The sequence below is a fragment of the Hymenobacter tibetensis genome, assembly GCF_022827545.1.
Taxonomy (GTDB): Bacteria; Bacteroidota; Bacteroidia; order Cytophagales; family Hymenobacteraceae; genus Hymenobacter; species Hymenobacter tibetensis.
Genome location: NZ_CP094669.1, coordinates 385,387 through 405,427 on the forward strand (window position 1 = coordinate 385,387; position 20,041 = coordinate 405,427).

General features: G+C 56.8%; 15 protein-coding genes. 5 read left to right on the top strand and 10 right to left on the bottom strand.

What is annotated here, in order from left to right; genetic code table 11:
- Nucleotides 1–636: 636 nt before the first annotated feature.
- A complete protein-coding gene (locus tag MTX78_RS01535) occupies nt 637–3,774 on the top strand; it encodes a PKD domain-containing protein (protein ID WP_243799283.1) in 3,138 nt (1,045 codons plus the stop codon).
- Nucleotides 3,775–3,868: 94 nt separating this feature from the next.
- Here the strand turns inward: MTX78_RS01535 and MTX78_RS01540 are convergent, their stop codons facing one another.
- From MTX78_RS01540 to MTX78_RS01555, 4 genes are all read right to left on the bottom strand, one after another.
- Entirely contained in the window at nt 3,869–4,225 is a 357-nt protein-coding gene (locus tag MTX78_RS01540; RefSeq protein WP_243799285.1) for a hypothetical protein, read from the bottom strand.
- Between the two features lie 12 nt (nt 4,226–4,237).
- Nucleotides 4,238–6,724 carry a penicillin acylase family protein gene (locus tag MTX78_RS01545; RefSeq protein WP_243799287.1) on the bottom strand — a complete coding sequence of 829 codons (2,487 nt, stop codon included), beginning with the start codon at nt 6,722–6,724 and terminating at the stop codon, nt 4,238–4,240.
- 106 nt (nt 6,725–6,830) lie between these two features.
- Entirely contained in the window at nt 6,831–7,457 is a 627-nt protein-coding gene (locus MTX78_RS01550) for an outer membrane beta-barrel protein (RefSeq protein ID WP_243799289.1), read from the bottom strand.
- A 119-nt stretch (nt 7,458–7,576) separates the two neighbouring features.
- On the bottom strand, nt 7,577–8,344 hold the full coding sequence (locus tag MTX78_RS01555; RefSeq protein ID WP_243799291.1) for a septal ring lytic transglycosylase RlpA family protein: 768 nt from the start codon (nt 8,342–8,344) through the stop codon (nt 7,577–7,579).
- Between the two features lie 629 nt (nt 8,345–8,973).
- Between MTX78_RS01555 and MTX78_RS01560 the strand changes: the two genes are divergently transcribed.
- Nucleotides 8,974–9,885, top strand: coding sequence for a DUF72 domain-containing protein (locus MTX78_RS01560; protein WP_243799293.1), 912 nt, complete (start codon nt 8,974–8,976; stop codon nt 9,883–9,885).
- Nucleotides 9,886–9,896: 11 nt separating this feature from the next.
- On the opposite strand, the gene MTX78_RS01565 is transcribed toward MTX78_RS01560, so the two are convergent.
- From MTX78_RS01565 to MTX78_RS01580, 4 genes are read right to left on the bottom strand one after another with little or no spacing between them, the layout of a single operon-like run.
- Nucleotides 9,897–10,634, bottom strand: a complete 738-nt coding sequence (locus MTX78_RS01565; protein WP_243799295.1) for a hypothetical protein — start codon at nt 10,632–10,634, stop codon at nt 9,897–9,899.
- A gap of 16 nt (nt 10,635–10,650) precedes the next feature.
- On the bottom strand, nt 10,651–11,592 hold the full coding sequence (locus MTX78_RS01570) for a hypothetical protein (RefSeq protein WP_243799297.1): 942 nt from the start codon (nt 11,590–11,592) through the stop codon (nt 10,651–10,653).
- A complete protein-coding gene (locus tag MTX78_RS01575) occupies nt 11,589–12,272 on the bottom strand; it encodes a hypothetical protein (protein ID WP_243799298.1) in 684 nt (227 codons plus the stop codon). Before MTX78_RS01575 ends, MTX78_RS01570 begins: the two co-directional genes overlap by 4 nt.
- A complete protein-coding gene (locus MTX78_RS01580; protein ID WP_243799300.1) occupies nt 12,269–12,811 on the bottom strand; it encodes an RNA polymerase sigma factor in 543 nt (180 codons plus the stop codon). Before MTX78_RS01580 ends, MTX78_RS01575 begins: the two co-directional genes overlap by 4 nt.
- A gap of 201 nt (nt 12,812–13,012) precedes the next feature.
- On the opposite strand from MTX78_RS01580, the gene MTX78_RS01585 reads away from it, so the two are divergent.
- Entirely contained in the window at nt 13,013–15,121 is a 2,109-nt protein-coding gene (locus MTX78_RS01585) for a matrixin family metalloprotease (protein WP_243799302.1), read from the top strand.
- Nucleotides 15,122–15,165: 44 nt separating this feature from the next.
- Here MTX78_RS01585 and MTX78_RS01590 read toward each other — a convergent pair whose 3' ends face one another.
- Both MTX78_RS01590 and MTX78_RS01595 read right to left on the bottom strand, forming a co-directional pair.
- Entirely contained in the window at nt 15,166–15,780 is a 615-nt protein-coding gene (locus tag MTX78_RS01590) for a DUF6992 family protein (RefSeq protein WP_243799303.1), read from the bottom strand.
- Nucleotides 15,781–15,870: 90 nt separating this feature from the next.
- Nucleotides 15,871–16,815: a 3-oxoacyl-ACP synthase III family protein gene (locus MTX78_RS01595; RefSeq protein WP_243802789.1), complete on the bottom strand. Its 945-nt coding sequence runs from the start codon at nt 16,813–16,815 to the stop codon at nt 15,871–15,873.
- Between the two features lie 160 nt (nt 16,816–16,975).
- On the opposite strand from MTX78_RS01595, the gene MTX78_RS01600 reads away from it, so the two are divergent.
- Nucleotides 16,976–17,539: a hypothetical protein gene (locus tag MTX78_RS01600; protein ID WP_243799305.1), complete on the top strand. Its 564-nt coding sequence runs from the start codon at nt 16,976–16,978 to the stop codon at nt 17,537–17,539.
- A gap of 291 nt (nt 17,540–17,830) precedes the next feature.
- Entirely contained in the window at nt 17,831–19,600 is a 1,770-nt protein-coding gene (locus MTX78_RS01605) for a PA14 domain-containing protein (RefSeq protein ID WP_243799307.1), read from the top strand.
- The last annotated feature ends 441 nt before the right edge of the window (nt 19,601–20,041 follow it).

Below are 20,041 nucleotides of genomic sequence, written 5' to 3' on the forward strand. Positions count from 1 at the left end.
GTCAGTCTGCAATAGAGTGCTAGCTGTGCGAGCGTAGGTCTGTAGGCTTGATGGGCGCATGTAAATAAAGCCCAGAAGGAAACCAACGTTGTAGTAGATCTACATCTACAAGTTGCATCATAAGCCTAGCCTCAGTAAAACAGAACCGCTTGTGTGGTGCGTTAGCAAGGCTTCAAGCGAATAGCCCTTTAACGGGGCGATAGCGCGTCATAATCGCTAAATACTATGATGCCCTTTACGTACCCCAATAGCACTATTCCGGCTGCTTCCTTTATATTAAAGAAGCTGAATAAAGTCTGAATAGGATAGACCGACAACGCCGCATTAGTAGCGTAAAAATATTTGCTTTAACTGTATAATTTAAATTATTATTTGCATTATCATGCAGTGCGAAGACAGAAAAATATTTAATAGATGCAAAAAGCTTTTTCCAAAAAAGCGTGAGGGGCTGGCGTTGGGTATAGTGAAGTAGCGGCTAAGAAGTAGCCTTTTATCTACTCCCCATTCTGAATTCATGTGACATGCTCGCCCAAAAAGCAAGCATGAATGGCTGTGCCTTGCCCTGTAAAATCCAGTAGCTCCTTCTATCACCTCTTCTTTCCACACCCTATTCTTCCATGTACAACTCCTTTGCTCATGAAAAACAAACTTTTACTCGCATTCCTATGCTTTCTGTGCTTGAATGGGCAACCCCTCTTCGCTCAGGCACCTCCCGCTGGTTTTTCCTCTGTTGTTGAATCGACGGGTTGGAACGAAGCAGTGGGTCTTACTTTCAATAGAACCGGCAGTGACCTTTTCGTTTGGGAAAGACCGGGTACAGTATGGACAGTCAGAAACGGGCAAAAGCACCTGCTGCTTGATATCAGTGAAGAGGTAGGCGGGTGGCGCGACTTTGGGCTGCTGGGCTTTGCATTGCACCCCGATTTTGCCACGAACGGCTATTTCTACGTGCTCTACACCGTCGACCGACATCATCTGATGCATTACGGTACGCCCAGCTACAGTTCGACTGCCGATGAATACTACAATGCTACCATCAACCGCCTAACCCGTTATCGGGCCACGAGAACAGCGGAAGGTTATGCGGTGGACCTCTCCAGCCGCACCATTCTGATTGGGGCCACCCCCCAGACGGGCATTGCCATCTTGCACACAAGCCATGGCCCTGGCAGCTTGGTGTTCGGAACGGATGGCAGCTTGCTTGTTTCTTCTGGCGACGGGGCGAGCTTCGACAGCAACGACGTTGGAAGTGCGGGCGAAACATACTACGCCCAGGGTTTGATAGACGGCATCATTTCGCAGGAGCAGAACGTCGGGGCGTTGCGCGCGCAACAACTGGAAAGCTACAGTGGAAAAGTGCTGCGTATTGACCCAATGACCGGAAACGGGCTACCCAACAATCCGTTTTACCAGTCTTCAGCACCAAATTCGGTGAAATCCAAAGTGTGGGCGCTTGGCTTGCGAAATCCGTTCCGCATGACGCTCAAACCTGGGACGGGCAGCGCTACAGACCCCGGTGTTCTCTACATTGGAGACGTGGGCAACAATTCGTGGGAGGAAATTAATGCGGCCGTTAGACCAGGGATGAACTTTGGTTGGCCGTTATTTGAGGGCTTAACGCAGCAAGACGGCTACTGGTACGCGCGAACAGCTAATCGATATGCCCCCACCAGTGGGGGCTGCGCGCAGCCCTACTACTATTTCCAGGATTTGATTACCCAGGAGACGCCAACGGGCTCAGCTACATTTGCCAATCCCTGTGCTACGGGCCAGGTTATTCCGGCTAGTACTCCCACCTTTGTGCATAGCCGCCCCCTCATCGACTGGAACCACCAAGGCACCGGACCTTCCCGAACCGGTATTTTCACTGGTAATATGGCCAGCGAAATCAATATTGGGGCGTCAGGTTCGCCAGTTTCCGGGCCGCAGTTTGGGGGTAGTTCGGCCATGGGGGGCGTCTTTTATCCGCACAACGATTTTCCTGCGGAGTACCGAAACACCTGTTTTATTGGGGATTATCCAGGCGGGTGGATTCGCAGCTTAAGCGTAGATGGCAACAACAAACCAGTAGCCGTTCGCAATTTCGTCGATCAGGGGGCCATTGTGGTAGCCATGGCCACGCACCCTACGGAAGGTGGCTTGTACTACGTGAACTTCTATCCGTCGGAAATCAGAAAAGTGGTGTACCACGCTCCGGTTAGCACTTCCCCGGTAGCCGTGGCCTCGGCCAACAAGACGTACGGAAGTGGCCCCCTAACCGTGCAGTTCACCGGCAGCGCTTCGTATGATGTAGACAGCCCGAACCTAACCTACTTATGGAACTTCGGGGATGGTGCAACCAGCACGGCGGTGAACCCTTCGCATACATTCGCTTCCGGGCAGCCAACAAATTACAACGTAACCCTAACGGTCAGAGACGCTACCAGCGCTGGCCAAACTTCTCTTGTTATCTCGGCCAACAACACGCCTCCGCAAGTGGCAATTACTAGCCCGGCTGTTGGCACCAAATACCCACTTACCGGCCAAGCGACCTACACCTTGCAAGCCAGTGCTTCCGACCAAGAGCACAGCAGCAGCCAACTCTCTTACCAGTGGCAGACCACGCTGCACCACGACGACCACTCGCACCCAGAACCTATTGTTACTACACCCCAGGCCAGCACTACCACTTCTCCGCTGGGTTGCGGTTCGGAAGTGTACCATTATACCATCAGCCTGAAGGTAACCGACGCATTGGGGCTAGCCGCAACAAGCGAGGTGGCATTATACCCCGATTGTAGTTCTCCCGTTAACCAGCCACCAGTAGCCAATGCCGGTGCCGACATCACCCTCACGCTGCCTACCGCTACGGCTACGCTGCGTGGCACAGGTGCCGACCCAGATGGCTCGATCAGTAGCTACAACTGGACGCAAGTAGGCGGTGCGGGCGCGAGCGTACGGGGCGCAGATACGCCTAACCTAACGGTGAGCAACTTGACCGCTGGTAGTTACACGTTTCGGCTGACAGTAACCGACAACACCAACGCCAGTGCGTCAGACGAGGTAACCATCATCGTAAATCCGGCAGTTTCCACTGGACCACAGGTGCTCCGCTTTGCTTTAGTGAACGACGACACCGAGCAAATACTACAATTCATAACGGAAGGCGAAACCCTCAACTTGGCCGCTTACCCCACCACCAGCTTCAACATTAGGGCCATTACCAATGCGGCTACTACTACTATAGGGAGAGTGGAGTTTGTATTGACGGGTGCCCAAAGATCCGACTACACAGACAAACAGGAGCCGCACGAGGCAATCAAGAAGTCTCCCGGTAAAAAAGCGGGCTGGCTACCACTTGCTGGCAATTATACGTTGGTTGCAACGCCTTACGCAAGGCCCGGAGGCGGAACGGCAGGCATTGCCGGAACTGTTCGCTTCCGCGTAACCTATGCGCATGCAAGAGGAGCAAGTAGCAATTCGGCGGCTCTGCCAGTCACTACTAGTGCGTCGGCTTTACCTGCCACCTCAACCGCTGTTGGGTATCAGTCGCTCGTTGTTAGCTGCTACCCCAACCCGTTCACCGACCAGTTTACGGTGCACGTGCAAGGAAGAGTCCCACGCAAGCTGCCCGTGAGAGTGTACGATATGGTGGGCCGAGAACTACTGTTTTTGGAGGATTTGCCGACGGGGGAACCAGTAAGCTTGGGTGGAACGCTGAATGCGGGCGTCTACACGCTGATGGTCGGGTCCGGCACGGAAGCCAAGCGCTTTAGGATAGTCAAAGCAAAGTAGAGGTCAATGTGCCTGCCAGGCTCAGGCTCACCTGTCGTCTGGCAGGCACGCTACCCGGCTAGTAGGTAGCTGTTTGCATCCACGTTTAGGGAAGTTAGCTGCTGTGGGTTGGCGCCACAGCGGCTTGGCGGAGCCACGCCCCGGCTAGTGCTGCCAACCCACCTACCAGGCCACCTAGCACGGCCGTTACCAGCACCAACAGCCAGCCCTGCCCACCCAAGGGCAGCAGTTGCGCCACGCGGTGCGCCAACAACCCGTCGTTGCGGACACTCAGCCAGCCAGCCAGCAGCACCCAGCCCAAGCCGATACCCAGGAAGCCAGCCAAAAACGAGCGGCCACCGGAAAGCCCGCGCCAGGCAGCCAGCCCGAAGCATAGCAGCGTTATCACCCACCACGGCAGGAAAAGTTGCCCTACGAATGCCAGCACCAAAATCAAGACGAAGAGTAGCATACAGGAGAAAGGCTATTTAGATAACATCCAGGAGACCCGTACGCGGCGATTGGGCTCTCCGGCGTTGCGCAGAAAAACCAGTTCGTTTAGTTTGCCCACGCGCCAAGTTTCCAACATATCGTCGTAGGCCGCGGAGCCAGGGTTGCCGCTTTGCCCGCCCGGAAACACGCCGTAGGCTTTCACCTGCGGCCCCAGGGCCACCACCATCCGCCAAGATGGGCCCGTGCGCTCGGTGGTAGCATTCACGATGCCCGCGCCGCCGCCACAATCCAGATCCATGTGGCCGAAGCCGGGGAGCAGAAGCATGTGCAGAATGTCGGTGCTCTTCTGGTTTTTCCAGGCCCATTCGGGGCTCATAGAACCGTATTTGCGCGTCAAAGAATCGGTGGCGAAGTGAAGGGATTGATACACTAAATCGTGTAGCGTTTCGCGTTCGGGGGTGCGGCGGTCATCTATCCACGGGGAAGCTTGCTTGCCGGATGGGTTGGCCGGGGCACTGGCTTCTTGCAGTAGGAGGGTGTTGGTTCGGTCACGGGCAGGGTAACGCATCGGGCGTTCTGGCGTGGTCCCGAAATCATCGTCCCAGAGTCGCTTCACTAAGTTGCCGTACCACAAGTCGAAGATGCTGGGGGCAGTTGCGTCGGCCTCGTAGCGGTAGTTCCATTGGCTGAGTAGCTGCAACGCCGCGTGTTCTGGCGAGTTGGGTGCGGGGGGCGCCACGGCTTTGTTGTTCAATACGCGCAGCAGGGTGGGTAGTATCAGCTGCGCGTTGAGGTTGAGGTTGTCGTTTTGCAGCACGCGCAAGCTGTCGGGCGTGGCCTGGGTCATGCTGGCCAGCCGCTGATTGATGCGGTGGGCCCGGTCGTAACTGCCGTCGCCGTAGTTCCAGTTCAGGTAGTACGGATAGTCGGGGCCGGTGGAAAACTGGTTGGCCGACGACACAAAGTTGCGCGGCGGGTTCTTCACGTGTGGATTCTGAGTGGCCGGAATCCAGCCCTGCCAGTCGTAAGCGGGGTCGGTGCCATCCAGGATAAACTTGCCTTGGTTGCGCCATTTCAGGGGGAAGTGACCATTGGGCCAAATGGCAATATCCTTAGTGGCACTAGCGAAAATGAAGTTCTGCGCTGGGGTGCCGTAGGTGCTCAGGGCAGCAGTGTAGTCTTGGTAGTTTTGGGCGCGGTTGAGGCGGTAGAAGGTTTGGTACTCGTTGGCCGCGTCGTGGGCGGTCCAGCGCATGGCGTGGGCAATGGGCGTTTGCAGCAAGAATGGCTTCTCGGGCTTGTCGTACACGACGGGGCCGTGGTGGGTGTAAAGCACGGTATCGAGGCGGTCGGGCTGGCCGCGTACTTTGATGCGCTCTACCACGCGGCGCACCGGTTTCCAGCGCCCATCGTGCCAGTACTCCCGGCGGCTGTTGTCGCGGAATTTCAGCTGGTACCAGTCCATCACGTCGGCGGCCACGTTGGTGACTCCCCAGGCCACTTGCTCGTTGAAGCCGATAATAGCGAAAGGCACCCCTGGAATACTGACCCCATACACGTTCACACCGGGAGCTGCCAACTGCACCTGATACCAAATGCTAGGCAGGTTAAGCTGCAAATGCGGGTCGTTGGCCAGCAGCGGATAGCCTGAGGCCGATTTCGCCCCGCTCACTGCAAAGTTATTGGAGCCTAGTTCGGGGTCGGGTTCGTGCTGCGGCGTTTTGCTGGACATAGTGGCCGCAAAGCCAGGTGGCGTGGCCGGTAGCGGGAGGGGCTGGAAATCCAGCGGCGTCCCGACGGGTATAATCGGGTCTTCGCGGGTCGGGTAGTCCGGAAACAAGTCCTTCACCACGTCGGCCCCATACGTTGCCAGCGCGTTGCTCATGCGTAAGTCATCGGAGCGGCCACTCAAGTCGAACGCCATGTACTTCAGAATAAAAGCGCTTTTCAGCGGCTCCCACGGCTCCGGTGTGTAATCAAGCAGCTTGTACTCGAATGGCATCGTGCGGGGGGTGAGCGTGCCGATGTAGGCATTTACCCCGTCGGAATAAGAAGTCAGGACGGTGCGCGTCACGGGGTCGGCCATGGCGGCATCCAGCGACTTGCGGGCCCCAAACCCCATGCCCATCCGGCGGAAAAACCGGTCGGTTTCTAGCCGTGCGGGCCCCACTATTTCGGCAAGCCGCCCGCTGGCTACATGCACAATGAAGTCCATCTGCCACAGCCGGTCTTGGGCCGTGAGGTACCCTTGGGTGTAGTACAGGTCGTGGTCGTTCTGGGCGAAGATGTGCGGCACCCGCTGGTCATCGAAGCGTACTTGCACGGGCTGTTGGAGACCCGGCAGGCGGAGCGTTTGCTGCGCGGGTAAGGCATCAGCCGTTTCCCCGTTCTGCCAAAAGCCTCGGAATGGGCTTAAAAACTTGCCGAACGGCGGGATGTCGCCGTGCTTGGTATTTAGTACCCACGTAAAGGCCAGGGCAACAACGGTGGCCAGCAAGGCCCGAACGTAACGCAGCATAAGTCAGGCAGGAAAGTAAGTCCGCCCCACAACATCCGACAAAAAAACGCGGCACGCAAACCCCAAGATGAGTTGCGTGCCGCGTCAATGTATGCTTAATACTTGTTTACTGAGCAGGAGAAGTAGTCGGCAGCTTGGAAGGCAAAAAGACGGCGAAACCTGCCGTTACGTTTAATACGCCTGTGCTTTGCTGACGGTTAGAATCAAAGACATTAAATGAATCATAACGCTTGTAACCAGCCATTACTTCTAAAGCAGCTCCTGGAGTCAGGAAATAATTGTAACCTAGAACTCCTCCATAGTTGAAGGCAGTAGCGTTTTGGCGCTGAACAGCAGGCGATGCTACAGAGTTTTCTGAATTGTAATAGTAGTTGAATCGTGAAATACCGCCTTCTACCTGACCGAAAAAACGATGTGCATTAGTGCCTGCGAAATAGTAGCGGCCATAAGGAGTGAGGCCATAACTTATATTACGATTTATAGTTTTGCCAGATCCTATTTTGTCGCTACTCCTGGCATAACTCAACGGTAAGCCAGTGCCTAATAACAAATTGTCAGCGATAAATACACCCGCTGACGGAGTTAATGTTGCTCCTATATTGGTTCTAGAATCGACATCAGTATAGCTGACGTTGCCAATGTTTGCTCCTATGTATTTGTTGCCCTTTTCAGTTTGGGCCATAGAAGATGCAGACATAGCACAGGCTATACCTAGCAGAAATAATTTTTTCATTTGCTGTAAAAAGAGCGTGAATTATTGAACCAAGGTGAGGGTCCAATAATCGGACCAAGGCTATATAGAAAAAGCCGTTAGCACCTAGTGCCAACGGCTTCGCCTTACCATGCAGTCGTTTACAGGTTTTCGCCCTGGCGAACCAACCCAATCACGCCGACTTTCGCTAGGCGCTGGCAAATTGCTTTGGCCTCTGCGGGCGTAGCGAAGCGGCCTACAACTACCCTATTCAGCGTCTTGCCTTCCGGCGTGTTTGCTGCCACGGTCGTAACCAGCAGCTTCGGGTCGAGGCTTTGGATTCGGTCAATCATGGCTTGCGCATTGCGAACGTCGCCGAACGTACCGGCTTGTACTACATAGGTGGCGGCGGGCTCTGGGAGCAAGGCCACATCATCGGCTTCCGTGGCGCCCGTACGGATATTAGTGTGCATGCCTGCTTCCGTCCCGATGGTTGGATCTTCAGCTAGGGCAGCCAAGTCGGCGGGGGCTTCGCTAGGCCCAAGTGGTACATCCTCGGGCACTATTTCGGCCAGCACCGATACGGCGCCGTGCTCGACAATGCCCAACGGGCGAGCCGCAATTTCGGAAAGATCTAGAATGCGCTGGTGCCGGAAGGGCCCTCGGTCGGACACCCGAACGACCACCGATGCTTGCGTTTCAAGATTGGTAACGCGCAGCTTGGTGCCGAAGGGTAAAGTCTTGTGTGCGCAAGTGAATTTGTTGCGGTCGAACCGCTCCCCGCTGCTGGTGCGCAGGCCCTGATGCTCTCTTCCGTACCAGGAAGCCCGTCCTCGCAACACCGCCGCTCGGCGGGCCGCAAGTGCTGGATTCTTGTCATCGTCGCTGTTAGGCCGCATGGCGTGAGCCTGCGGTGAGAAGAGCGACAAAATTGAAAAGTACAAAACACCCATCAAGCCCGAAGCACTCAGTCGTAAGGTCAAATTCATCGATACGCTGTGTTGGTTAATAACCAAATCTAACAGGGACTTTGAAACTAACACCATGCTTCACCCCTAGAAGCGCCTGAACCGGACTTTAAAATTGTCCTTTTACAATAATATTTGCATTTAGTTTATTGAATGCAAAATAGCCAAAGTGTGGTTTGTGTTTACTTGAGGCGTTATTTGCACTATTAATAGACAGCTTGGTTGCGCTCAAAAAAATAAGATTATCGGTCGGCAATTTTTTTTCTCGGACTTGACTGGTTTTGGGTTTTCCAACTGCTTGCATATGTCACGGAATTTTCATAAGGATAGAACAGGCGCCTACTCGCCGCCAAGGTGAGAGCTGTGCAAAAAGCAGCAAGTGGTAGTTAGGCCGTAACGGTGGTTCGGTGGCGTGTTGGACACCTCATTGCGAAGGTCAGCCAAGCGGCTCCGCGCTGCCAGGCTAGCCCTCATCTATTCCACCGTATAGCTTCCCGCAAGTGGGCACATACGGTGAAAAGCAGTCAACATTTTAGGGTCACCTCTACCCCAAGCATAGGCTGCCAATTCATTTCAGCGTAATTTGCTGTATGGATTTTGGCCGTCTTTCCGACCTGCGTTACGTAGATTTTCGTTTACCCCCCGACCACCCTGATACTGCTGCTGTGCTGGCCCGCGCCGCGGCTGCGCCTGTTGCGCCGCAGGTATTTGTTGGGTGCCCCATCTGGACCAACAAGGCGTGGCTTGGCTCATACTTTCCGGCCGGTATCCGCGACGCCGACTACCTGCACCACTACGCCCGCCAGTTCAATAGCTTGGAGCTGAACACCACGCACTACCGCATTCCGGATGCGCCCACCGTGCGCAAGTGGCGCGATGCTGTGCCTGTAGGGTTCCGGTTCTGCCCCAAACTGCCCCAGGTAATTAGCCACGACCGAGCGCTCTACAACGTCGATGACTTGACCATCAGCTTTTGCCGTTCCATCCGGGAGTTAAACGAGCGCCTGGGATGGTGCTTTCTGCAACTGCCGCCTACTTTCGGGCCCGAGCATCTGAGCCGATTGGAGCGTTACCTGCTCGACTTTCCGGCCGACATACCGCTGGCCGTGGAGCTACGCCATCCGGGCTGGTACACCGACAAAGTAGCGTTTGCCGCCGTGGCCGCCATGCTCGAAGCGCTCAACAAAACCCTGGTTATTTCAGATGTAGCCGGCCGCCGCGACGTGCTGGCCATGCGCTTGACCACGCCTACTGCCTTTATTCGCTTCAATGGCCACGGCCTCATCAACTCCGACTACCAGCGCGCCGATATCTGGGCTACGCGCATTGCGGAGTGGCTGCAACAGGGGCTGCAAACGGTGTACTTTTTCGTCCACCAGAAAGACATCATGCACACACCCGTCTGGACGCAGCATTTTCTGGAGAAGCTCCAGGCACTAAGTGGTGTTGCAGTACCAGCCCCGCACATCATTCCGCAGCCAGTGCAGGGTAGCTTATTCTAAAGCCTGGTGCTCTAGCGGCCTAATGCCAAGCCAATCCGAAGAGTGGAGGTGAAGCCAAAGTCGTCGATTTCGGGGGCGAGCTTGGTGCACACGCCTACGTTGAAATCAACAAAGCCATACTGCCCTAGCCGTCGCTGTAACCCGTAGAGCATGGCCAAATCGGCGCGGACGAAAGGCTTGCTGAAATCGTAGTAGTAGAACGGCGTTTCGTGGGCCCGCCGGCCAAAGCCGGTGCCTATAGCCAGCGAGAGGTAATTGGCGGAGAAGTTGCTGGCGCTTTTGCCTTTCCGAATCCGGTCGTTGAGGTTGTAGTAGAACCGGCCAGCGACCTGCGAACGAACCGCGAGGCTAGTGCGCGTGGGCGTATCGGTGGCTCTTCTGTAGCGGGTTATGTCGGGGCTCAATTCAGCCATTACCGATATGTCGGGTTGTAGCTTGCGCTCATAAATCAGGTACAGGCCGTAGCGGGTGTACAGCTTTCCTTCGCTGCCGGTATACGGCAAGGCGAGGTTGTTTAGTCCCAGCTTCCAGACGCTTTTCTCTTCTATTTGAAGGCGGGCTAGGTTGCTGTACGTACTGCCCAACGACGTAGTAGGGGCGCTGGCTTCGGTAACAGTTTCTTCGCTGTAGCTGATGCGGGTGGTATCGGGGGCTGTTTGAGCAGCAGCCTGGCCCAGCAGCCCGACCCACAAAAGCGGGAGCACCAAGAGGCGCAGTACAGCCCCACCAGAAATAGAAATTGGATTCATAGAGAAGCAGAAGAACTTAGCGCTGAATGAGAAGCGGCTGCGTTTGGAGCTTGATAGGGGCGTAGGACGTGCTGACGCGGATAAGCGGCAGCTTGGGAGCGTTGGTGACTTGCAGCGTGTTGCGGCCCGTCAGGGTGCGGTGGGGCGTGTAGCTAGCCGGCACAACCAGCTTGTCTTGGTTGGTGCTGAAATCATAGTTGAAAAGACCAAGCTGCGGAACGGCAATGGTTACCTCGGTGCGTGTGGCATCAATAAAGGCACTTTTCAGTTCGTCGGAAGGCTCCAGCACCACGCTGCCGTAGCTGTTGCTGATGGCATAGGTACCGCCCGCGCCCGTTACCTGCACCGCCGATTTATCGGCCCGGCAAATAAACACGCAGTTCAGGGAAGCACCGGTCAGTTCGGTGTAGCGGACCGTGGCTTCCAGGCTGCCGCCGAGGTCGTGGAGGGTCACCTTCCCGAAGTCCTGCGTCAGGGTCTGGCGACCAACCAAATCAGCTAGGTCCGTGTGGCCGTAGGCGTTGATTACCTCAAGGGCGTTGTCGGCAGGCATCATCACGATGTATTCGGCCCGTAGGGCACTCCGGACGGGAGGAGCCCCAACAGGCAACGCAAAGTAGTTCACCAAATCAATGGTAGCGCCTTTTTTCGTTATCTGATAACGGGCCGCTGGCAGTTCGCGCTCGGCTATGGCCCGCTCTGGGTGCCGGGCGCTCAACCGCAGCACCACCTGCACGCTGGGCTTGTCCCAGCCCTGCACTTTCAGCGAAGCTTTTTCGGCGCGGATGCGGACCAGAGTGCCGGGCGGACACGGTAGCGTTTGCTCGATTGTGCGGGTGAGAACCTGCACCTTGCGCTGGGCCTGCACGGTGCTCGGTAGCCACACGCACACCAGTAGCAGCAGTAGGACTTCGCCCCACCGGCCCGGCTTCCAGATGTATGGTAGGCAGCTACTCATGAGATAAGCAATTCAACAAGCTCCCGCGTAACGGCCGCTTTCAGGGTGGTAACCCGCACTTGGTTGCGCACCAGTTCCGGGGTGGTGCCGAAGCGCTTAACGGCCTGTTGGAGGCGTAGTTCTTCGCTCTCCAACTCGGTGAGCTGGGTGCGCAACTCTCGGAACTCGCCGGACTGGCACACGGTAGGCAGAGAAGTGCAGTGCGCATCAATAAAGGCCACGCCTTCCTCAGCCAGCGGGTCGGTGGCAGCTGGAGCGGGTAGGGCAGGCGCAGGACCTTCCACGGTTTCTTCGGTGTAGGTGATGGTTTCGTGGGGTATGGAAGTATCGGCGCTGCTGGGGCGCTGCCACCAAGCTAGCACCAGCACCAGAATGGCGGCGGCTATGCTAGCCACCAGGCGCAGTTGCTTGGCCGGCCACATCGGCCGGACCACACGAGGGGCAGTTGGGGCGGCTTCTTCCTGAAGCTGGTCGAGGCGGCCGGCAATGGCGGCCCACACGGCGTCATCGGGCGTATGAACGGGTAGTTGGGGAAGGGTACGGTGTATGGCTTCCTCGGCCCCCAGCTGGGCTTCAATGCGCGGCCAGGTGGAAGGGGCGGGTTCGTGAACGGGCAATTCATTCAGCGCCCGCCGCAGGTTCTGGTACCCTTCTTCGGGCAAGTCGGGGGTCTGGTTCATAGATACAAATGGTGAAGTTTGAGTTGAAGCAGCCGCTTGGCATGAAAAAGCTGCGACTTGCTGGTGCCTTCCGAAATGCCCAGCATCTCGGCCACTTCGCGGTGCAGGTAGCCTTCTACCTCAATCAGGCAGAATACGGCGCGGTAGCCGGCGGGTAGCTCGCCAATGGCTTTTTCCAGGGCTTCGCCAGTGAGTTGGTCGTGCCAGGCTACCACGGGCTCGGGGTGACGCTCGGGGTCGTACACTTCCATACGCTGCTCGCGCCGGAGCGTGGCCAACGCCCGCCGTACCACAATGGTTTTGATCCAAGCACCCAGCGTGGATTGCTGCCGGAAGCTGGCCAGCTGCCGAAATACATCCACGAAAGCTTCTTGCAAGGCATCCTGCGCTAAGTCATGGTCGTTGCCGACGATGCGTAGCGCACAGGAAAACATGGCCGTCTTGTAGCGCTGATACAGCCGGTACTGCGCCTGGCGGTCCTGCGCAAGGCAGCCAGTGAGTAGCAGTTGTTCTTCAGACGTGTCGGACGGGGGAAGCAAAGTGACGGAACGCTTGTTTGCTGTAAAGGGAATCGGGAATCGCCAAAGGTTGGCAGAAGCTTGAAAAAAGGTGGGCAAGCGCAACGCCTACTTTTTCCGTATGCAAGTACGGGGCCACACTGGCCCCGCCCGTGGCCTAGCGGTAGTGTCGGGCTACTTGGTAAATCTCGTATCTTGAGCGAGTCTCTTTAGCGTTACTTTATGCTTGTTCGTTTATTGGTTTACTCTTGCGTTTGGTTGCTTTTGAAAAGCACGGCGCAAGCGCAAAGTCCAGCTGCCGCGCCCGAAACCCACTGCTTGCTGCTCGCCCTCGATCCTGCCCAACGTGCTGCGCAGGCTACTTTGGTAGTAGAAGGGGAGGTAACCACCAGTCGCAGTTTTTGGGACACCGAACACCACCGCATCTACACCGCTCACCAGTTCCGTGTGTTCAGCTCTCTGAAAGGCACCGCTCCCGCCGAGCTAACCGTGCTTACCGAAGGGGGTACCGTGGACCTAACTCGGCAGGAGCTAACCAATACGCTGGTTTTGCAGCCAGGCCAGCAAGGAGTGTTGTTCTTGACGCGGGCTGCCTTCCCGGGCACCGAAAGTGCCGGAGCCGCCTGGACGGCCTATGGCAGCCAACAAGGCTTTATTGGCTACGACTTAGAGGAAGGAACCGCTACCGAGCCTTTCCGGGAGTACGGGTTGGTCACGAATGCTTTCTACAAGACGCTAACAGCCACCACGGGGCAGGCACGCCAGGTGGTGCAGCCCAATCCGGTGCTGGCGGCCGCAGTGGCGCAGCAGTTGAATCCGCCTGCTTTGTCTCGGGTGCAGGCGCCCATTATCAGTGGCCTGAGCCCAACCACCCTGCCGGCTGGCACGGGGGCCGTGCTTACCATCACGGGTAGTGGCTTTGGCGCCACGCGCGGCAGCGGATTTGTGCAGTTTCGCAATGCCGACAACGGCGGTGGCTCGTTTGTTAAGCCTCGCGCCACCGATTACGTGAGCTGGACCGACACCCGCATTCAGGTGCGGGTGCCTTCGGTGAGTGAAACCAGTGGCGGTGCCCGCAGCCCCGCAGGCAGCGGCACCGTGCGCGTCACCAGTGCCGACCGGCTTTTTGCCACCAGCGCCATGAGTATCTTGGTGCCGTATGGTATCAGCAATGTGCTGCCTGCCAATGACAGCAGCCAAGTGGTGCGGCCCAGCCTAAACAACCAGAACAACCGGGGCGGGTATGGGCTACGGTTTGAAGCTAGCTTTGCTTCCAACGCGCCCGCCGCTACGGCTTTCCGGCGGGCATTGACTACGTGGCGCTGCCAAAGCGGAGTGAACTGGGATATAGAGCCCACACCCCGCACGGCCCGCGGCACCGAACAAGACGGCGAGAACAGCATCGGATTCGACCAAGGCACTGAACTGCCCGTTAATGTGCTCGGCCGGACCACCAGTTATTACCAAGGCTGTTTCCAACCCAATGGCACCATCTCCTTTGCGGTGCAGGAAATTGATATGCAGTTTGACGCCGAAATCAATTGGCAGTTTGGCCCTTCGGCGGCAATTTTGTCCCAGTTTGATTTCGAGACGGTGGCCGTGCACGAACTAGGCCACGCCCAACAGCTGGCCCACGTAATTCTGCCCCGGGCCGTGATGCACTACGCCGTGGCCCGCGGCCAAACCAGCCGGGCCATTAGCCCCGACGATATAACGGGCGCACGCCTGGTATTGAGGAGCCGCAGCTTTGTGCTGCCAGCGTGTGGTCCCCGGCCTATGCTGCCTGCTCCACTCACCACCCTTAGCGCCACCACCGGCACCACCGGCGTTGGCCTGACTTGGACAACTCAGGACGAGTGTTTCCTGCAAGAATTTGTGGTCGAGCGGTCGGTGGGGTTTGATACCACGGCCTGGCAAACGCTGGCCACCGTCCCGCGGGCGGGCAATGCGTACGTCTACCTCGATGCCCAACCTCAAAACGGCCTGCGCTACTACCGGTTGCGCCTGCGCCGCCCCAACGGCACCTTCGATACGGCCGCGCCCTTGGCCGTTTACGGCGATGCTGCCACTGCCGGAGAGCCCCAGGTATTCCCCAATCCAGTAGGCACGAGTGGGTTCCGCCTTCAATACCCTGCCACAACCAGTGGGCGTCTGTCGGTTGTTATCGTTGATGCCATTGGGCGGCAGCATGGCTTGTATGCGCTTGACTATCAGCCCGGGCTCAATCTCCTGCCGGTACCCTCCGCTACGCTGCGCCCTGGCTGGTACGTGCTCCGCCTACGCTCTTCCGAAGGCGAACTGCGCAACGTACCCTTCCTGCGGCTGCAATAACAACCAGGGTTTGGGTGCCCCAGCCCATTGCCAAACCGCGGACCTTACCTGATTGGTACGGCCAAGGCCACTGCGTTTGGCCCGACCTGCAAGTAGCTGAGCAACGGGTAGAGCGCCCGGTTGCCGTGCTTATGATGAGCCACGAACATGAGGCCGTCGAAGGCTAGCAGGAAGCCGCCTTGCAGGAGCAGCGAGCGGCCAAAGCCGGTGAGGCGGTCTTGCTGGCGCTGGGTGGTGCGGCTGTTGGCGCGTTCTTTCAGGTAGAAGCCCGTAGCCACGTACGCCACGTCCAGGCCGGTGTTGAGGAGGTATAGGTTTTCCGTACGTAACTGCGCCTTCACCACGGCCGGCCGGTCGGTGGGTGGAGCGGCGGTGTGGCGGGTTGTCAGCAATGCCGTACCAGCCAGCGCCAGATTCACCACACCCCACCCAACATTCATTTGGTGGAAGTACTTCTCGGGGCCTTCAGTAACAAAAGCCCTCGCCCCACTCACGCCCACATTACCAACCGCCCACGCACCCAGCACCCGCAACCCGCGCTGGTCGAGGACAGTGCGCTGGGTGGTGTAATCCATCAGGGAGGAAGGGTCTTGTTGAGCTACTGCCGGTAAGGCCAGCCCCCAAACTGAAACCAGAAACAAGCGTAGCGGAAGGCGCATAGCAGCAAACAACAAAGAACAGCAGACAAAGCCTGTAGCCGGGGTGTTTGTTTGCGGCACTACGCCTTAGCTACACTAGCAGTGCCAGCTCTAGCGTTCCAACAACATGGCGCCGTACGAGTAGCCACCCCCAAACACCGTAATTATCACCCGGTCGCCCTCCCGGAGCTGGTTCCACGTGTCGCCGAGGCCGATGGCGGCACCGGCACAGCCCGTGTTGCCAAGCTGCTCGATATTGGATACTGCCCGCTCAATGGGCATGTCTAGCTGCTTGAGCACGTTCTTGGTGATGCGCAGATTGGCTTGGTGCGGAATCAGGAACGTTACGTCCTCTACGTTGAGGCCCTGGCGTACCAGTAGCTGCTCGGTCACGCGGGCCATGTAGGTGCAGGCGTGCGTGAAAACGTCGCGGCCGTGGGGCATCACAATCCCTTTCTCTACGGGTTTCAGGGTCACGGCCTCGTCTGCTTTGCCCACCACGGCCGCCCCGCCGGTCACCACTTCCGTCACGCGCAGGTCGGTGGGGGCAAGGCGCTCTTTGCTGATCAGCAATGCCGAGGCTCCGTCGCCCCACAGGTGGCCGGCCATCGTATCCGTTTCGTTGTTGTAAGCCGTGTTGTGCTCACTCACTACCACCACCGCGCGCGACGCTTTGCCTAGCGCGAAGTAACCCTCTACTATTTCAATGGCATTCAGCAACGAAGAGCAGGCCGAGGAAATACTAACCACCGGAATTTCGTTGATACCCAAGTCGCGCTGTACAGCATGTGCCAGCGTGTAGATGGTGTCGTGGGGAGTGTACGTGGCCCCCACAATCAGGTCGATGCCGGCCGCGAAGTCGGGGGCTTGTGCGAGAACCCGGCGAGTGGCCTCAATGGCCATGGTGTTGGTGTTTTCGCCGGGGCCTGCTTTGCGCCGCTCCCGAATACCGGTGCGCTCAATTATCCACTCGGAGGCAAGGCCGTTGAGGCGAGTAAAGTGCTCGTTGGTGACTACGAAGTCGGGCAGATAGGCTGCCACCTGATGAATATACACGGAATGAAACGGTCGGGAGTGGGGCAAAAACAGCCACAATGTACGAGACTCTATCCGGACGGTAGGTCTTGATTCACGAAGTAGCCCGTACTTTGCGAGGCGTTTTTGCGTTCAAACGCCGAAAAAAGAAGGGTTGTTCACCTTCTTCAGTTACAAGATTATGATGTTTCCCTTTCCTGTATTCCAGCGGCAGTTGCTGCTGTTTGCACTGTTGGCAGTGGGCACGGCTAGCACCGCCTCCGCCCAAAAGTACCGTACGGCCGCCGGCTTGCGTTTCAGCTCCGGCCTCTACGGCCTTACCGTGCAACAAAAGGTCTTGCCCAAGACCACACTTGAAGGTCTCTTGCTTGCTGGCTCACGGGAGGTAACGGCCACGGTGTTGGCCGAGCAACACTTCGGGTTGTTGGGGCCGAGCCTCAACTACTACTTCGGTGGCGGTGCGCACGTAGGCAACCACAAGGATAACGGCGCGTTCGGCGGCATCGATGCCATTGCCGGGATTGAGTACAAGATTGCGCTTACCCGTTTTGTGGTTTCTGCCGACTTTAAGCCGACAATTGAGTTCAATGCCGAGGACTGGGCCCGTTTTGCCACGGGTATCTCGGTGCGCTACATCCTGATAAAAGAAAAAAAGACCGGCCTGCTCGACAGCTTGTTCAACGGCGACAAGAGCGACAACAAGCGGAAGAGAAACCCGGAAAAACGGCGCGGATTATTTGACTAAAGAGGCAACAGCCGCGTCTTTAGAAAAATACTTTATTTGACTATTTCTATAAGTACATGCAATGCGGCGGAGTCGTTCCTTTGAGTTAAAGAAGCGGCAAGGCGTGCTGAATACCTCAACAGCAGATATTTATATTCACCACAGTAATGTTCATAATACGCATAAATAGTATAACTATTTCGCTTCATTGATCTTAGCAAGTTCTAACTGTAGTAAGTATTATGCAACTCTTGGGTAAGTTGTACGTAAAACGTGGCCTTGCACTTTCACTTACACATTCACACCCCTTGTATGCAAACAAGCATTACTACCTTTTTCAAGCGGGCTAAGAAATTAGGAGCGCTGATTGGATTCTTAGGTTTATGTTCAGGCGCAGATGTAGCAGCGCAAACTCTTGCCTGCACCGGCAACGACCCAGACGGTAACCCAGCCGGCGCTGGTTTGTACGGCCAGTACTACAGCGGCTATTTCGACGACGATCAGAGCTTTTTCTCGACTAGAACTCCTGGGCTGAGCCGAGTGGATTTTGGTATCTACTTCCCTGGTCCAGTTGATTTCGGCGTTCTGCAGCCCACTGCTGGTGGCACCGCTACCAATCCCGACAACTTCAGTGTTCGTCAGCAAGGCAGCTTGCGGATTACTACCCCCGGTACCTACACGTTCTACCTGATTGCCGACGAAGCTGCTTACCTGTGGCTAGACAACGCCGCCCTCAGCCCCAACCCTACCACAACTAGCGCCACCATCAACAACGGCGGCCGCCACGTAATCCGCACGATATCGGCGTCGGTGTACCTGACGGCTGGCTTCCACAACATATTGATTCACTACGGAGATGTTGATGACAGCAATATCTTGGTGCTGGACTACGAGAACCTAGCCGCTGGTATCACCCGGCAAGCAGTGCCAAACAGTGAGCTGTGCACTTCCCGCCAGCCAGCTCGCAACTTGCCAACGGCCCTGAGCTACTCGCCCTCCGTGCAAACGGTAACCGCCGGTAGTGCTGCCACATCGGCCGTACCTACCCTTACGAGTGCTACTACCCCGCAGTACGTGCTGGCCAATGCCAACAACCTACCTAGCGGCATCACCATCAACCCAACTACCGGCCAGCTCAGCTTGAGCGCGGCCGTGCCAGTAGGCAGATACAGCGCCGATATTTCGGTGATCAATGCCGAAGGAGCTACAACCTTCAGCCAGGTATATACATTCGCGGTGGCTACGGCTGCACCGGCTGCTTGCGTGGGCATGCGTCCTGATGGCGGCCCAGCTACCGGTGGTCTTTATGGCGAGTACTACGCTGGCTATTTCAACGATGACCCGGCTTTCTTCACCACCACTACCCCCGGCATCCAGCGGGTTGATGCGCAGCTGAACTTCACGACCAGTGGCAGCTGGGGCAATCTTCTGCCGACCGCAACCGGCACCATTGTCGATCCGAACTTGTACAGTGCGCGCTACCGTGGCCGTATTCAAATTGCTACTGCTGGTACGTACACCTTCTACCTCACGTCGGACGATGCTTCCCGCATGTGGATTGACGACGCGGCGTTGCAGGCAACCCCAACCAACAGCACTGCGCTCATCAACAACGGTGGTCCGCATGATGTGAAGACCGAAACGGCTACTGTAACGCTGACGGCTGGGTACCACGACGTGTTGCTGCACTACGGTGATGCTGGCAGTGGTAACGTCCTGATTCTGGAGTACTCCAACGCAGCGGCTAGTATTGCTCGTCAGGCAATTCCAACTAGTGCCTTGTGCTCGGCCGCCAGCACTATGCCACAATCTGTGGCATCAGCCAAAACCAACAAGCATAGCCTTTCGGCCACGCCAAACCCAAGCGCAGGCAGCTTCACGGCTCGTGTAGCCCAGCTTCAGCCAAAGCCAGGTCAGCTTCAAGTGGTAGATATCCACGGCCGGGTGTGCTACGAGAAAGCCTTGCCTAGCGCAGCGCAGCAAGACGTAAACGTATCGGTGCCTAACCTGGCGGCTGGTCTGTACCTATTGCGCCTCACCACAGCCGACGGCACGTCCACCCAGAAGATAGTTATCGAATAAGGGACGCCACTTCCCGGTAACTAGTCAAACCCATCCGTTCAACTGCATAGTTGAGCGGATGGGTTTTTCTTTGGGCAAGGCTGCCACATGACTAGGTGCTGTGCGTCGTGCAGGATGTAGAAGGCTTCCCTGTTCGCACCCAAAACCCCTTGCTAAACCAGCATTGCGTTACCGGGTATAAGCAAATCAAAATAAACCGGTTAGAAGACCGAGCCGCCAGCCTATTGGCATAGATTGTGCGGACAGGCCTAGAAAGCCGCTTGGCAAAAACCAGGCGGCACCGAACACGCGTCTTGTTGCTTTCTGCGTAGCGAGACCAAACAGCACTGAAAGCGCTGACTATGAGGGGATGTTGAATGGGCTTTTTCAGAGGTGGCCCAGACACAGGTGGAAAAGAGAGAAACAGCAGCAAAAACAAGCATTTAACCCTCCTTCGCGAAT